This window comes from Verrucomicrobiia bacterium (assembly GCA_035765895.1).
In the GTDB taxonomy this organism is placed as follows: Bacteria; Verrucomicrobiota; Verrucomicrobiia; order Limisphaerales; family DSYF01; genus DSYF01.
Genome location: DASTWL010000088.1, coordinates 24,314 through 37,973, shown reverse-complemented (window position 1 = coordinate 37,973; position 13,660 = coordinate 24,314). Strand labels below are relative to the sequence as shown.

Sequence of the window (13,660 nt, the reverse complement as noted above, 5' to 3'; positions counted from 1 at the left end):
CCTTTCGCCCGCCGCCTCCCCGAGGAACTTCAATGAACTCCGAAACAAAATTGGCTTGGTTTCGAGGCTGATTGAAATTTCCCAGGGACGGCGGGTCTTTGCTTTAGTTCGCGACCTTATTGATAACAACGAAACAACGAAAACAGGGCCGGTCGCGTTGACGGCCCTGCAAATTCAAACCATTGAACGTTCCTGCATTCGCAGGGTGCGTTTTCTTAGTGACGCAGCTTCAACTTCTTGGTCACCGCCTTGTAGCGGGCCACGTCCTTCGTTTGCAGATAATTGAGCAGCCGGCGGCGCTGGCCGACGAGCATCAGCAGGCCACGGCGCGAGCTGTGGTCCTTCTTGTTGGTCTGCAGGTGTTCGGTAAGATGATTGATGCGCTCGGTCAGCAGCGCGATTTGCACGTCGGCCGAGCCGGTATCCTTGTCGTGCGTCTTGAATTCCGCGATGGTCTTCGCCTTGGCTTCCATATTTTCGGTCAAACTTCCTAGTGCTCTTTAGTTCTCTAAGAGCGCGAAGACTAGTTTTTACGGGCCTTGGTGTAAAGGAATTAAAATCCAGCGGCAAGGTGGGGGCGGCCTTCTCCCCCTCCGCGGCACAAACCCGAACCCGCTTGAACATCCCTTTGACGGCAGCGGATTCGATTGCAGTCCGGCTCGATTTCCCCCAAATAGGCACCACCGCATGGAACTGCGCCATCTTCGATACTTCATTGCCGTTGCCGAGGAGGAAAACGTCTCGCGGGCGGCGTTGAAGCTGCACGTCTCGCAACCGGCCATCAGCCGCCAGGTCCGCGATCTGGAGGAGGAACTGGGCTTTGCGCTCCTCGAACGCAGCGCCAAATCCGTCAAGCTCACGGCCGCCGGACGGGCGTTTCTGCCGGAAGCCCAGGCCGTGCTGGTCCGGCTGGAACAAGGCCTGCAAGCCGCCCGGGCAGTGGCCTCGGGCGGACGCGGGGAATTGCACGTCGGCTACGCCCCCTCCCCCACGGCGCGGCTGCTGCCACCGACGTTGCGGGCATTCCAGACGGAATTGCCACACGTGCGCGTGCGCCTCCACGATCTGTCCACGGAAGAAATGCTGGACGGCCTGCGCACCGGCAAATTACAGCTCGCCCTGATGGTGCAACAGCCGCCCGCCTTGATGCGCGGCCTGCGGTTCGTGCCGCTGACCACGGACGTCATCCAGCTGGCCGTGGCGCCCAACCACCCGCTGGCGCAGAAACGCACGGTCACGCTGGCGGACATTGCGGCGCAGCCGCTCGTGGCGTATGGCCGCCGGGAATACCCCGATTATTACGCGTTGCTGGAGGCGCTTTTTGCCGGCGTCAAAAAAAAACCGCGGGTCGTCGAGGAACATGACGGCGTCACCAGCATCATCGCTGCCGTGGAGGCGGGCGCGGGTGTGGCGTTGCTTTCCGAATCCGTGGCGTGCATGGCCGGGCCGCGTTTGAAACTTCTGCCGCTCACGCCGGCCGTTAAACCAGCCATCATCGGCGGCGCCTTCCCTAACACACCGATGCCGCCCGTGGCGGAGCAATTTTTGAAATGCGCCCAGTCCGTGGCCACCGCCAAGTGAAGCTCAGCCGTTTTCTTCGCGGACGCGCGCCAGGTGGAAGCAAATGAAGCAACCCGCCGCCGAGAACAACACCAGCATCACGGCGAGGGCGCCCGGTTGTTTCAAGTCGTCAAGCAGGCCCATCAGATTGTAAGCCGTCTTGCCGTAGAGCAGTTGCTGGTTGCGCGCCACGATTTTCGTGTTGTCCGTATTGAGGCGCACCAAGCCGTCATCCCCGGCGATGACGCCCGCCGGACGCGCGAACCAACGCAAGGCGCCTGCCCCCACCAGCCCGAGCACCAGGATGAGCAGGCCAACCCGGCGCAGCCGGACCACGGCCCGGCGGACAGAATGGGACGATTCGGACTGGCTGCTCATGTTCGGGAATGTTCCGCACGCGCCCGCAAAAGACAACTCATGAGCGGCGGCGGCTTACTCCGCGTGCACGTGCACGTCGCCGCCGGGCGTTTCCCCGGTAATCACAGGCCACCCGGCCTCGTCCCAACGCAGTTTGCGAATGCCCAACGTGGCCCGGCCGCGTTGGGTGGCGTCGTAGTAGTGGAAGCTGAACCAATCCGTGCCACGCGCCGTAAAGATGCCCGCATGGCCCGGGCCAACGACTTTGCCCGCACTGCCCAACACGAGCGAACCGCCGCCGCCCAGCAGGTCCAAACCGTCGCGATCGCGATAGGGTCCGGTGATTTTGTCGCTCCGGCCCACCCGGATTTCGTAGGTGCTGTTCGTGCCGCGACAACATTGTCCCCAGTTGACGAAGAGATAATAGTTGGTGCCCTGCCGGTAAAGATATGCCGCCTCGATGGACTCGTTCGAGGCGAGCGAATACAACGGCGAATCCGGCGCGCGCCGCAGGCCGGTTTGTGGATCCAGTTCCACGAGTTTGATGCCGCTCCAATACGAACCGAACGCCAGCCATGGGCGCCCGTCGGCGTCGAGCGAGACCGCGGGATCAATGGTGTTGAAATCATTCGTCGGCACCGCGCGCACCACCATTCCGGCATCGTGCCAGCCGAAGCGCGGATCATCCGGATTCAGCGTGGCATTGGTGGCAAGGCCGATGGCCGAAGTGTTTTTACCCCAGCTCGACACGGAATAATACAGGAACCAGCGGTCGCGCAGATGAATCAAATCGGGCGCCCAAAAATGACCGCGATTGGCGGGCACCCATTGGCGATGCCACGCCGGCAGATTCGTCGGCGTGAACACCGGCGGACCAAAATGCCAGTCCACGAGGTTGGTGGACCATAATGAGCGGACGCCGTTGCCGGTGCAGAATGTCCAGTAACGTTCGCTGTCCTGCACGATGGTGGACGGATCATGGACGCGCAGGAACGCATCCCGCCGGGCCTGTTCCGCGCCCGGGCCGGAATTGGCAAATGACGGCGATTGCGCGTTCGCTCGCACTGCCAGCCCGGCCAGCGCGAGGACAATCAGCCAGCGACATGCGAATGTTCGTCTCTGCATATTTGAATCAGGCCAGGCCGTAAGCCTCCACCGCTGTGCCGCCCAAAATGCGCGCCTGTTCCGCCGGCGAGAGTTCACGGATGAAATCCCGGACCAGCGAAACCCAGCGGGCGTAACCACACGCCACCAGGCAGACCGGCCAGTCCGACCCGAACATCAGGCGATGCGGTCCAAACACTTCGAGCACGGTTTCCAGGTAGGGCCGCAGTTGTTCCTCGGTCCACGTGCGATAATCCGCCTCGGTGACGAGGCCGGAAATCTTGCAATACACGTTCGGCCGCTCCGCGAGTTCCGCGAGCCGCTCGCGCCACGGCGAAAGTTCGTTCACCGCAATCTTCGGCTTGGCGATGTGGTCGAGGATGAACACGTGGTCGGGATGCCGGTCCACAAAGGCAATCGTCTGCGGCAGGTGACGCTCGAAGATCAGCAGGTCATAGCGCAAATCAAATTCGCGCAGCAGGCGGATCCCGGCGTTGAAATCCGGCCGCAGCATGTAACGCTCGTCCGGTTCGCCCTGCAACACGTGACGCACGGCGCGAAGCTTTGGCTGTTCAGCCAGACGTTCGAGGTCGGCACGCACCCCGGGGGAACTCAAAGGCACCCAGCCAACCACCGCCCGGATGAAGGAATGATTCTCGGCGAGGTTGAGCAGCCATTCCGTTTCCACCAATGACTGCCGCGCCTGCACGGAAATCACGCCGTCCACCCGGGCCGCCGCGATTTCCGCCTCGAGCTGCGCGGGCAGAAAGTCGCGACGAATCGCCGCCATGGCGTCATCGATCCAGCCAAACTCCACAGCGTTGTAACGCCAAAAATGGTGGTGCGCGTCAATGGTCATGGCCTGCTGACAATGCACGCCCTACAACTCGACGTGAATCTTCGTAACCCGGCCCGGATCGGCCGCCCATTCCGCCAGCGCGGCCGCCGCGTTCGCAAACGGCACGACCCGCGTGATGGTTTCCCGCACCGGATAGCGGCCGGATTCCACGACGCCGACCACGTCCGTGAAATTCTGGGCCGTCGCGTTGCGCGAACCCAGGATGTCGAGTTCCTTCATCACAAAGTATTTCGTCTCGTAGGCCACCGGCTCCTTCGCGTAACCGATGTAAACGACCCGCCCGGCAAAGGCGACTTCGTCCACCGCGGCGCGAAAGGTGGCGGGCAATCCGACCGCCTCAATGACCACCCCCGGACCATCGCCCTGGGTCAGCGCCTGAACCTGCTCGTGCAGGTTGCCGGTCTTGGAATTGATGACCTCGGCCGCGCCGGCTTTCCGGGCCAGCGCCAGCTTGGCGTCATCCACATCCACGGCAATCACGCGCGCATTCCGCAGCAGGGCCGCGCCGGCAATGGCGCCCAGTCCAATCATGCCGCAGCCGAAGACCAGCACGGTGTCCGCCGCACCCACCCGGCCCCGCTCCACCGCATGAAAACCGACGCTGAGCGGTTCGACGAGCGTGTGCTCCGTCAGCGACAATTTTTCCGAACGCACCAGCTTCTGCCATGGCACGGCAATGAATTCGGTCAGCGCGCCGTCACGTTGCACGCCCAGCGTCTGATTGCTGCGACAGGCATTGACCCGGCCGCTGCGACACGAAGGACAGGTCCCGCACGTCGTGTAGGGAACCACGGTGACTTCCATGCCGGGCTGAAAGTGGTCGGGCACCCCCGGCGTCACTGCGGCAATCGTGGCGCCAATCTCATGACCCGGAATGCGCGGCAGCGTGACCAACGGATTGAAGCCGCGGAATGTGTTCAGGTCTGAGCCGCAATAACCCAGCCGGCGGACCTGGAGCAGCACCTCGCCCGGTTGCGGCTGCGGGGCGGCGACGTCGGCATATTGGGTCTCCCCCGGTTTGGTGATGAACAGCGCCTTCATGCCGATTGCAAAATCATGTTGGCGTATTGCACGGTGTCGCCGGTGCGGATGAGGCCGATGGCCTGGGGCACGCGCCGTTTGAACTCGGTGTGCGGTTCGTGCGCGACCGGCACGCCGGCCCACGCGGCGGCAAAGGCGGCGCGCGTTGGCTCGTCGTTGTGCTTGAGGAATTCCTCTGCCATCCAGACCTGGCCCACGACAAAGTTGGGCCGCAGCGCCCGCACGACGTCGAGCACCGTGGGAATGCCGTCCACGAGGGAAAGGTCCACCGTTTCAATCATCGGCCAGAACGGAAATCCGCGGTCGGCGATGACGAGCGTGTTGGTGTGGCGCACCCGCGCCAGCAGGGAATTCAGTTGGGGATTGAGGATGCCAGTTTTGAGCATGTTGGTTGCGCGGCTCGAATAATCGAAGTGAAGCCGGCCGGCAGTCAAGTCAACGGGCACGCGGGCCGGGAGACCAAAACAATTGGCTGGCGAAATCCCGGTGAACTTGGCACGGTGGCGCGCGTCCCGGGCTGGCCACGCCGTTCACTCCCCACCGGCTGGAGCGTCAGTCCTTTTCTGAAGATGCCAGCGGGTTTCAGACTGAAATTCAATGAACGCATGCATTAGCAAAGGCGCCGTCAATCGCGTTGCGAGGCAAGCCATGCTTCAAGGAAAGGCTCGACGCGCCGGGGATTTTTTTCATACTAACCCGCGCCCAGCACGCAGGATTACACAGGACTAAAAGACACTCAGCACAACATGATCGGTTCCAACACCCCTCTCTCTGAACTTTCCCGCACCACCGCCAACGCCTTTCGCAGGCGTGCCGGCCGCGCTGCGCAATGGATTGCCGCCGCCCCCGGCCGCGTCAATTTGATCGGCGAACACACCGACTACAACGACGGCTTCGTCTTTCCCATGGCGCTGGAGCGCTACACGGTCATCGCCGCCGCACCCAACGGCACGAACCGCATCACCTTGACCAGCGGCACCGCAAAAGGAACCGCCACCATCGACCTGGACCAGCCCATCCAACGCGGCGAACCGGCGTGGGCCAATTATTTCAAGGGCGTGCTGGTTGGGTTCCAACGACTCGGCGCCAAGCTCCCCGGTTTTGACGCGCACATCGAATCCACCGTCCCGCTCGGCGGCGGTGTCTCCAGCAGCGCCGCGCTCGAAGTGGCCACGGCCACGCTGCTCGAGGCGGTGACGCGCAAGAAGCTGACGCAAGTCCAGAAAGGACTGCTCTGCCAGAAGGCCGAGCATGAATTTGCGCTCATGCCCTGCGGCATCATGGACCAATTCATTTCCGTCATGGGCCGGCAGGACCACGTGCTCCTGCTCGACTGCCAGTCGCGCAAAACCCAGTTGGTGCCGATGAAGTCCAAGTCCGTGGCCGTGCTGGTGATCAACACCAACGTGAAGCACGAATTGACCGGCAGCGAATACCCCGACCGCCGCCGTCAGTGTGAGGAAGCCGCAAAGCTGCTCGGTGTGAAGTCGCTCCGCAGCGCGACGCTGGCGGACGTCAACGCCGCGCCCAGCCGGATGTCCAATCTGGTTTTCCGCCGCGCCCGGCACGTGGTGACCGAAATCGAGCGCACCACCACCGCCGCCCGGGCCTTTGCCCGCGGCGACTGGGAAACGGCCGGCGAACTGATGTATGCGAGCCACGGCTCGTTGCGCGGCGACTACGAGGTGAGCTGCCCGGAACTGGATGACGTGGTCGAGATTGCGCACGGCATTGGCCGGAAGGGCGGCGTCTTTGGCTGCCGCATGACCGGCGGCGGCTTCGGCGGCTGCTGCGTGGCGCTCGTGCAGGCGTCCAAGGTCAAGGCCATCGCGGCCAAAATCGCCCGGGCCTACAAGGCGAAGACCAAGATCACCCCGTCGCTATTTGTCTCCCGCCCGGGCCAGGGAGCCACCTTGTTGCAGGGCTGACCCACCACCTTTCCCGCTGACAACCCCACAAAACTAAACCTAGAAAAATCGCACTATGCACATCGACCTCAAGCTGATCGATTACGCGATCCTGGCGCTCTACACGGCGTTCGTGATCGGCATCGGTTTCGCATTGAAGAAATACATGAAGAGCTCGTCGGACTTTCTCACGTCCGGCCGCTCGATCCCCGCCTGGGTCACCGGGCTGGCGTTCATCTCGGCGAATCTCGGGGCCCTGGAACTGGTCGGCATGGCGGCCAGCGGCGCGAAATACGGCATCGCCACGGCGCACTTCTACTGGGTGGGCGCGATTCCGGCGATGGTGTTTCTGGCCGTGTTCATGATGCCGTTCTACTACGGCTCCAAGGCGCGTTCGGTGCCGGAATACCTCAAGATGCGCTTTGACGAACGGGTGCGCGCGTTGAACTCCATTTCGTTCGCCGTGATGACGGTATTTGCGTCCGGCATCTCGATGAACGCGCTGGCCAAATTGCTGAATCAGCTCCTGGGTTGGAATTATCATCTCGCGCTCTGGATTTGTTCCGCGGTCGTGCTGGTGTATGTGCTGAAAGGCGGCCTCACCTCGGCCATTTACACCGAAGTGCTGCAGTTCTTCATGATTGTGCTCGGCTTCGCCCCGGTGGTTTATCTCGGCCTGAAGGACGTGGGCGGCTGGCATCACATGAACAGCACGCTGGGCCAGGTGGCGCAGAATCCGATGGCATACGACCTGAACAGCAAGAGCTTCGCGGCCGATGCCTGGACCAGCGCGTGGAAACCTCTGCTGGGCGGGGCGTCCTCCAATCCAATGGGCGTGGACCTCTTCGCCATGGTCTTCGGCCTCGGCTTCGTGCTCTCGTTCGGTTACTGGTGCACCAACTTCCTCGTAGTCCAGCGCGCGATGGCTGCCAAGAACATGGGCGCCGCCCGGCGCACGCCCATCATTGCGGCCGTGCCGAAAATGTTGTTTCCCGCGCTGGTGATTGTGCCCGGCATGATTGCCGTGGCCCTGACCGCCATGCCGGACAAGCATTATCGCATTCCCCCGCCGATCATCGCCGACGCGGCTTATGAGAAGGCCGTCGCCACCGTGAAGGCGGCAAAGCCCGCCGAGGCCGCGGCCACCGTCACCGCCGTGGGTGAAACATTGGGCAAAAAGGTCAACGCCGACAAGCTGACGGCGTTGATTGCCGCCAATGCGGCCCAGCCCATGACCGATGAACAGATCAAGGACGGCGTTTACAACAGCGTGGCTGAATACGATTACGACGGCGTCATCCTCTCACTGGTCAAAAAGTATTGCCCGCCCGGCCTGCTTGGATTGGCGCTGACCGCCCTGCTCGCGTCGTTCATGTCCGGCATGGCCGGCAACGTGACGGCCTTCAACACGGTCTGGACCTACGACCTCTATCAAGCCTATCTCGCGCCCAACAAGAGCGACGACCACTACATGTGGATGGGCCGCGTCATCACCGTCGTCGGCATTTTGTTGAGCATCGGGGCGGCGTATTTCGCCTCCATGTATAACAATGCGATGGACATCATTCAGCTGGTGTTCGGCTTCGTGAATGCCCCGCTGTTTGCAACATTCCTGCTGGGCATGTTCTGGGCGCGCACCACGGGCACCGGCGCCTTCCTCGGGCTGCTCGGCGGCATCGGCACCTCGGCCGTGTTCCACGCCGTCACAACCACCACGACCAACTTCGCCAGCGGCCATGTGCTCAACCCGATGAAGGGTGGATACCTTGGCGTGGTGCAGCAGTTCCCCAGCGAAATGGCCCAGAACTTCTGGCTGGCCAGCTTCGCATTCATTGTCTGTCTGCTCTTGACCGCGGGCATTTCGCTCGCGACAGCACGGACCAAGACGAACGAGGAACTCAAGGGCCTCGTTTATTCCATGACGCCCAAACTCAAGGCCGAGGATGAGGCGTGGTATCTCAAGCCGGCGGTGACGGGCATCCTCCTGCTCATCGGCTGCGTCATTCTCAACTTCATCTTCTGGTAAAACCTGAAAAGGAGCTAACACTATGGGTCTCGATATTCGCCTCCCCATTGGTCTCATGTTCAGCATCATCGGTGCGCTCATGAGCATTTACGGCCTCGTCTCCGGCTCCAACAAGGAGCTTTACGAGCGGTCGCTCAACATCAACATCAACCTGATCTGGGGAGTGTTCCTCCTCATCTTCGGCATCTGGATGTTGTGGATGGCGCTCAACGCCCGGAAAAATAACAAGCCGTGATTTGTCGCCGCTCCCGTCGTGACCGCGCCGGCCACGGCGGGAGCGCTGCTGTTTTTGCGCCGGCACCGTCCGCCTTTTACCTGCACGCCCGATGAAACCTTCGGTCATCCGTTCACCCTTCGGCAAATTGTCCAACGGCCAGCGCGTGGACCTGTTCACCCTGCAAAACCGCCACGGGCTCGTCGCCAAGATCACCAATTACGGCACCATCCTCACAGAGTTGCACGTGCCGGACCGGAAAGGCCGCCTTGGCGACGTGGTGCTGGGTTTCGACAATCTCGCCCAATACCTCCGAGGCCATCCCTACTTCGGCTGCACGGTCGGACGCTACGCCAACCGCATCGCCAAAGGCCGTTTCACCCTGGCGGGCCGCACCTGCAAACTTGCGATCAATAATGGCCCGAACGCGCTGCACGGCGGCCGCAAAGGCTTTGACAAGGTGCTTTGGCAGGCCCGGCCGTTGCGGGGCGCGGCCGTAAAGTTCACCTACACGAGCGCCGACGGCGAGGAGGGTTCTCCGGGCAAGCTGGACGTCACGGTCATCATGGCCTTGACGGATGAAAACGAGCTGGCGATCGAATATTTTGCCCGCACCACCAAGCCCACGCCAGTCAACCTGACCAACCACAGCTATTTCAACCTCGCCGGGCGGGGCGACGTCAAACAGCACCGGCTGATGCTGGCCGCCGATTTTTACACCAGCGTGGACGCCAACCTGATTCCAACCGGCGAAATCCGCGCGGTGCAGGGCACCCCGCTTGACTTCACCAAGCCCACCGCCATCGGCGCCCGTTTCGCCAGACTCGGCGGCACACCACAGGGCTACGATCACAATTTCGTGCTGCGCGGTGGCGGTCAGTCGCTCGCGCTCGCCGCCCGCGTCGCGGAACCGAAATCCGGCCGCGTCATGGAAGTATTCACCACGGAGCCCGGCATCCAGCTTTACACGGCGAACTGGTTCGACGGCTCCCTGACCGGCAAGGGCGGTTGGAGCTACGGACCGCACCATGCCTTCTGCCTCGAGGCCCAGCATTATCCGGATTCCCCCAATCAGCCGCACTTTCCCACCACCATCTTGCACCCGGGACAGATTTACCGGCAGACCACCGTGCATCGCTTCTCTGCTGCATAACCTAAACCATTGGAAATCTCATGAAGTCATTGTTTGCTGTTATCTGTTTGGGACTCGTGACGGCGTTGGCTCCGCGCGCACTGGGTGCGGGTGAAACCAACCACAACTTCGCCCAATGGGAACGGGAAATTGCCGCGTTCGAACAAAGCGACCGCACCAATCCGCCGCCCAAGGGCGCGATTCTCTTTCTCGGCTCGTCCACCATCCGCTTCTGGACAACGCTGGCCGCCGATTTCCCGCATCATCAGGTGATCAATCGCGGTTTTGGCGGCTCGGAAATCGCCGACAGCACGCACTTCGCCGACCGGATTGTTTTCCCCTACGAGCCACGCGCCATTTTCTTCCGCGCCGGCGGCAACGACCTGGCCAACGGCAAATCCCCCACGCAGGTCTTTGCCGACTTTGAGGCGTTTGTAAAAACCATCCACGCCAAGCTGCCCGCCACCGACATTTATTTCATGGCCTGGAACTCAACGCCGTCCCGCTGGCAGCAGCATGACCAGGAACAGGCCATGAACGAAATGGTGGCCGCGTTCGCCAGGAAGACGCCCCACGTGAAATACGTGGATGTCTACGCCCTGTCGCTCGGGCCCGATGGCAAGCCGCGGCCGGAACTCTTCCGCCCGGACCGGTTGCACTTCAACGCCGAAGGCTACAAGCTGCTGGCGGACAAAGTGCGCCCCTACCTGCCCCAATGAGCCGCGCCCGCCCGCGCTTGCAGCGGATGCTTGACAGTTCAAACAGGTGTTTGAAACTATGACGCTACGATGGTTGCGCCCCTGCTCACCCCGCCGGCTCCGCTCGCAGCGGAAGCCGAGACGCGTCGCCGCCTGATTGAAGCCGCGACGGCGGTGTTTGACGAAGTGGGCTTCCGCAACGCCACGGTCCGGGAAATCTGCCAGCGCGCCGGCGCCAACATTGCCGCAATTCACTATCATTTTGGCGACAAGGAATCGCTTTACGCCGAAGTCCTGCGGCATTCACTCCGGGAGGCGGTGGAAAAATATCCACCCGGCATGGGGCTCGGCCCCGACGCGACCGCCGAGGAACGGCTGCACGCGTTTGTGCTTACCCTGCTCCTGCGCATCTTTGACACCGGTCCGCACGCGAGCCGCAGCCGCCTGATGCTGCGCGAAATGATCGACCCCACCCAGGCGCTCGACGAAATTGTGGAGCGGGAAATCCGGCCGATGTCGGACCTGTTGTTCACGATTATCCGGGAAATCCTCGGGCCCAAAGCCACGCCGACCGTCGTCCGGCGGGCGGGTTTGAGCGTCGTCAGCCAGGCGATATTTTATCACCATTGCCGGCCGCTGCTGAGCCGGCTGTTCCCGGATTTGACGCACAGCCATGCGCAGATTGAGGCCCTGGCCCGGCACATCACAGATTTTTCACTGGCAGCGCTCAAGCATCTGCCCGCGCCCAAGTCCCGTCACTAGGCCTTTATTGGAATCAACATCATGAGTATTCGCATCCCCCGCCCTTTGCTGTCCACCCTCTGCGCGCTTGCCACCCTGCTGCCCGGCATCGCGCTGCACGCCCAAACCACGACGATGCCGGCGACCAACGATTTCCCCGGCTGGCTCACGCAGCCGCTGTCGCTGGCTGATGCCATCAACATGGCGCTGAAGCAAAACAGCACCGTGTTGAAAAGCCGTCAGGACCTGGAAGTAGCCCATGGCATCGTGGTGCAAACCCGCGCCATCGTGCTGCCCAAGCTGACAGCGACGGGCAATTACGAATTCAACGACGCCATTGAAACCGCGACCGTGGGTCCGAACACGTTTTCCTTCCAGAAAGATCAAAACTGGAACGCCGGGCTGCGCGTGGTGCAGTCGATTTACGAGGGTGGCCGCATCGCGTCCGCGCTGCGCACGGCCGGATTGACGCGCGATCAGGCGCTCTTCCAACATCAGGCCGTCATCGCCGACACCCTGCTGGCCGTTCGCAAGGCTTATTACGACACCCTCTTGGCCGAGCAGCAAATCCACGTGCGCGAGGCCTCCGTGGAATTGTTGCAGAAGGAGCTGGAAGACACCACCCGCCGCTACGAGGCCGGCACCGTGCCGCGTTTCAACGTGCTCCGGGCCGAGGTCGAGGTGGCCAACGCCAAACCGCGGCTGAGCCGGGCCCGCAACGACTGGCGCATCGCCAAGAACAACCTCGCCAATCTGCTGGGTTTCAATCTGCCGGCCAACGTGTGGGAGGACATCCCTCTCCAGCTGACGGACCGCCTCGAAGTCGAGCCCTACCACATCGAACTGCCCGCCGCCATCGCACAGGCGCTCGCCCGCCGCCCGGAACTCAATGCGCTGCGCAAAGGCGAGGCGCTGGCCAAAGAGTCCGTCACCACCGCCAAATCGGGCTACAAGCCCAGCGTGCAACTTTACGGCGGCTACGGCTGGCGCAACTCGTCCTTCGTCGATGACCTGGCCACCGATGTGCGCGGCTGGAATGCCGGCGCGCAGTTGAGCTGGAACATCTTTGACGGCCGGCAGACGCAGGGCAAAGTCACCGAGGCACGGGCGCGGCTTGAACAATCCCACCTGCAGCTCGACGACAGCAGCCGGCAGATCGAACTGGAAGTGCGCACCGCTTATTCCACGTTCATCGAGGCCCGCGAAGTTTTGGATGCCACGCAAAAGGTCGTCGAGCAGGGCGATGAGGCCCTGCGCCTTGCCAAGTCGCGTTACGACGCCGGCACCGGCACGCAACTTGACGTGCTGAATGCCGAAACCTCGCTGACGGAAGCCCGCACGACGAAGAACGAGGCCTTGCACGATTATCTCGTGGCCCGTGCCAGTTTGGAACGCGCCATCGGGCAGGACGTGCCGGACCCCGCGGCTCCGAGGGTCAAGTAAAGCGCATCGCGTTGGCAAAAATCCGAACGCACGGAGGCCGCCCGGGACATCATCATCGTCGGGCGCGGAGGCAGACTTTAAGCAACCTCCCTTGCCGCAAGCGGCGTCAAAGTCTGACGTTGAATGCCCGGCGAAGTTGGGTCATCTTCCTGCCGCAAACCCGCTGCCTGTGATGACGCCTAAAATACTGGTGGTTGACGACGAGCCTTACATGCACGTCCTCATGAAGCACCACCTCGACCGGGCCGGCTTTGAAACGTTGAAAGCCGTCAACGGACGCGAGGCTGTCTCAGCGGCCAGTCGCGATCACCCCGCCGCGATTGTCATGGACTTCATGATGGAGGAAATGGACGGGCTCACCGCGTTGAAAGTGTTGAAAGCGGATGATGCCACCAAAGACATCCCGGTCATCATCGTCACCGCCAACGGCCACATCCTCACCCGGCAGGAGGCGGAATCCTCCGGCGCCGTGCTGTTTCTGACCAAGCCGTTCAGTCCCGCCAAATTGATGCACGAAATTCGCCGGCTCGTGCCGGAACCGCCCGGGGAACCGAGCCTGGTCCCGGGCTGATTCGCTC

General features: G+C 62.3%; 15 protein-coding genes. 9 read left to right on the top strand and 6 right to left on the bottom strand.

Going from position 1 to position 13,660, the window contains the following annotated elements:
* Nucleotides 1–215: 215 nt before the first annotated feature.
* Complete coding sequence (rpsO, locus tag VFV96_17175) at nucleotides 216–473, bottom strand: 30S ribosomal protein S15 (protein ID HEU5072138.1); 258 nt, start codon at nucleotides 471–473, stop codon at nucleotides 216–218.
* A 214-nt stretch (nucleotides 474–687) separates the two neighbouring features.
* On the opposite strand from rpsO, the gene VFV96_17170 reads away from it, so the two are divergent.
* The gene (locus tag VFV96_17170; GenBank protein HEU5072137.1) at nucleotides 688–1,581 is read left to right on the top strand and encodes a LysR family transcriptional regulator; all 894 of its coding nucleotides are present in this window, start codon (nucleotides 688–690) and stop codon (nucleotides 1,579–1,581) included.
* A 3-nt stretch (nucleotides 1,582–1,584) separates the two neighbouring features.
* On the opposite strand, the gene VFV96_17165 is transcribed toward VFV96_17170, so the two are convergent.
* Genes VFV96_17165 through VFV96_17145 form a run of 5 tightly spaced genes read right to left on the bottom strand, consistent with a single transcriptional unit; the run spans nucleotide 1,585 to nucleotide 5,307 of the window.
* Nucleotides 1,585–1,938: a hypothetical protein gene (locus VFV96_17165; protein ID HEU5072136.1), complete on the bottom strand. Its 354-nt coding sequence runs from the start codon at nucleotides 1,936–1,938 to the stop codon at nucleotides 1,585–1,587.
* Between the two features lie 54 nt (nucleotides 1,939–1,992).
* Nucleotides 1,993–3,042: an arabinan endo-1,5-alpha-L-arabinosidase gene (locus tag VFV96_17160; GenBank protein ID HEU5072135.1), complete on the bottom strand. Its 1,050-nt coding sequence runs from the start codon at nucleotides 3,040–3,042 to the stop codon at nucleotides 1,993–1,995.
* 7 nt (nucleotides 3,043–3,049) lie between these two features.
* Nucleotides 3,050–3,880, bottom strand: a complete 831-nt coding sequence (locus VFV96_17155) for an amidohydrolase family protein (protein HEU5072134.1) — start codon at nucleotides 3,878–3,880, stop codon at nucleotides 3,050–3,052.
* Nucleotides 3,881–3,901: 21 nt separating this feature from the next.
* The gene (locus VFV96_17150; protein ID HEU5072133.1) at nucleotides 3,902–4,921 is read right to left on the bottom strand and encodes a zinc-binding alcohol dehydrogenase family protein; all 1,020 of its coding nucleotides are present in this window, start codon (nucleotides 4,919–4,921) and stop codon (nucleotides 3,902–3,904) included.
* Complete coding sequence (locus tag VFV96_17145; GenBank protein HEU5072132.1) at nucleotides 4,918–5,307, bottom strand: RbsD/FucU family protein; 390 nt, start codon at nucleotides 5,305–5,307, stop codon at nucleotides 4,918–4,920. Before VFV96_17145 ends, VFV96_17150 begins: the two co-directional genes overlap by 4 nt.
* 360 nt (nucleotides 5,308–5,667) lie before the next feature.
* Here VFV96_17145 and galK point away from each other — a divergent pair, with 360 nt between their 5' ends.
* The 8 genes from galK to VFV96_17105 all read left to right on the top strand — a co-directional run bounded on the left by galK (nucleotide 5,668) and on the right by VFV96_17105 (nucleotide 13,653).
* Nucleotides 5,668–6,849, top strand: a complete 1,182-nt coding sequence (galK, locus tag VFV96_17140; GenBank protein ID HEU5072131.1) for a galactokinase — start codon at nucleotides 5,668–5,670, stop codon at nucleotides 6,847–6,849.
* Nucleotides 6,850–6,904: 55 nt separating this feature from the next.
* On the top strand, nucleotides 6,905–8,854 hold the full coding sequence (locus VFV96_17135; GenBank protein HEU5072130.1) for a sodium:solute symporter family protein: 1,950 nt from the start codon (nucleotides 6,905–6,907) through the stop codon (nucleotides 8,852–8,854).
* 55 nt (nucleotides 8,855–8,909) lie between these two features.
* Nucleotides 8,910–9,089 carry a hypothetical protein gene (locus VFV96_17130; GenBank protein HEU5072129.1) on the top strand — a complete coding sequence of 60 codons (180 nt, stop codon included), beginning with the start codon at nucleotides 8,910–8,912 and terminating at the stop codon, nucleotides 9,087–9,089.
* 91 nt (nucleotides 9,090–9,180) lie between these two features.
* The gene (locus VFV96_17125; GenBank protein ID HEU5072128.1) at nucleotides 9,181–10,221 is read left to right on the top strand and encodes an aldose epimerase family protein; all 1,041 of its coding nucleotides are present in this window, start codon (nucleotides 9,181–9,183) and stop codon (nucleotides 10,219–10,221) included.
* A 20-nt stretch (nucleotides 10,222–10,241) separates the two neighbouring features.
* Nucleotides 10,242–10,919, top strand: coding sequence for a GDSL-type esterase/lipase family protein (locus VFV96_17120; protein HEU5072127.1), 678 nt, complete (start codon nucleotides 10,242–10,244; stop codon nucleotides 10,917–10,919).
* 69 nt (nucleotides 10,920–10,988) lie between these two features.
* The gene (locus VFV96_17115; GenBank protein HEU5072126.1) at nucleotides 10,989–11,660 is read left to right on the top strand and encodes a CerR family C-terminal domain-containing protein; all 672 of its coding nucleotides are present in this window, start codon (nucleotides 10,989–10,991) and stop codon (nucleotides 11,658–11,660) included.
* Between the two features lie 21 nt (nucleotides 11,661–11,681).
* On the top strand, nucleotides 11,682–13,082 hold the full coding sequence (locus VFV96_17110) for a TolC family protein (GenBank protein HEU5072125.1): 1,401 nt from the start codon (nucleotides 11,682–11,684) through the stop codon (nucleotides 13,080–13,082).
* Between the two features lie 172 nt (nucleotides 13,083–13,254).
* Nucleotides 13,255–13,653: a response regulator gene (locus VFV96_17105; GenBank protein HEU5072124.1), complete on the top strand. Its 399-nt coding sequence runs from the start codon at nucleotides 13,255–13,257 to the stop codon at nucleotides 13,651–13,653.
* Nucleotides 13,654–13,660: the final 7 nt, after the last annotated feature.

Coding starts and splice junctions, on each gene's coding strand:
- rpsO (HEU5072138.1), bottom strand. CDS start 473: ATGGAAGCCAAGGCGAAGACCATCGCGGAATTCAAGACGCACGACAAG.
- VFV96_17170 (HEU5072137.1), top strand. CDS start 688: ATGGAACTGCGCCATCTTCGATACTTCATTGCCGTTGCCGAGGAGGAA.
- VFV96_17165 (HEU5072136.1), bottom strand. CDS start 1,938: ATGAGCAGCCAGTCCGAATCGTCCCATTCTGTCCGCCGGGCCGTGGTC.
- VFV96_17160 (HEU5072135.1), bottom strand. CDS start 3,042: ATGCAGAGACGAACATTCGCATGTCGCTGGCTGATTGTCCTCGCGCTG.
- VFV96_17155 (HEU5072134.1), bottom strand. CDS start 3,880: ATGACCATTGACGCGCACCACCATTTTTGGCGTTACAACGCTGTGGAG.
- VFV96_17150 (HEU5072133.1), bottom strand. CDS start 4,921: ATGAAGGCGCTGTTCATCACCAAACCGGGGGAGACCCAATATGCCGAC.
- VFV96_17145 (HEU5072132.1), bottom strand. CDS start 5,307: ATGCTCAAAACTGGCATCCTCAATCCCCAACTGAATTCCCTGCTGGCG.
- galK (HEU5072131.1), top strand. CDS start 5,668: ATGATCGGTTCCAACACCCCTCTCTCTGAACTTTCCCGCACCACCGCC.
- VFV96_17135 (HEU5072130.1), top strand. CDS start 6,905: ATGCACATCGACCTCAAGCTGATCGATTACGCGATCCTGGCGCTCTAC.
- VFV96_17130 (HEU5072129.1), top strand. CDS start 8,910: ATGTTCAGCATCATCGGTGCGCTCATGAGCATTTACGGCCTCGTCTCC.
- VFV96_17125 (HEU5072128.1), top strand. CDS start 9,181: ATGAAACCTTCGGTCATCCGTTCACCCTTCGGCAAATTGTCCAACGGC.
- VFV96_17120 (HEU5072127.1), top strand. CDS start 10,242: ATGAAGTCATTGTTTGCTGTTATCTGTTTGGGACTCGTGACGGCGTTG.
- VFV96_17115 (HEU5072126.1), top strand. CDS start 10,989: ATGGTTGCGCCCCTGCTCACCCCGCCGGCTCCGCTCGCAGCGGAAGCC.
- VFV96_17110 (HEU5072125.1), top strand. CDS start 11,682: ATGAGTATTCGCATCCCCCGCCCTTTGCTGTCCACCCTCTGCGCGCTT.
- VFV96_17105 (HEU5072124.1), top strand. CDS start 13,255: ATGACGCCTAAAATACTGGTGGTTGACGACGAGCCTTACATGCACGTC.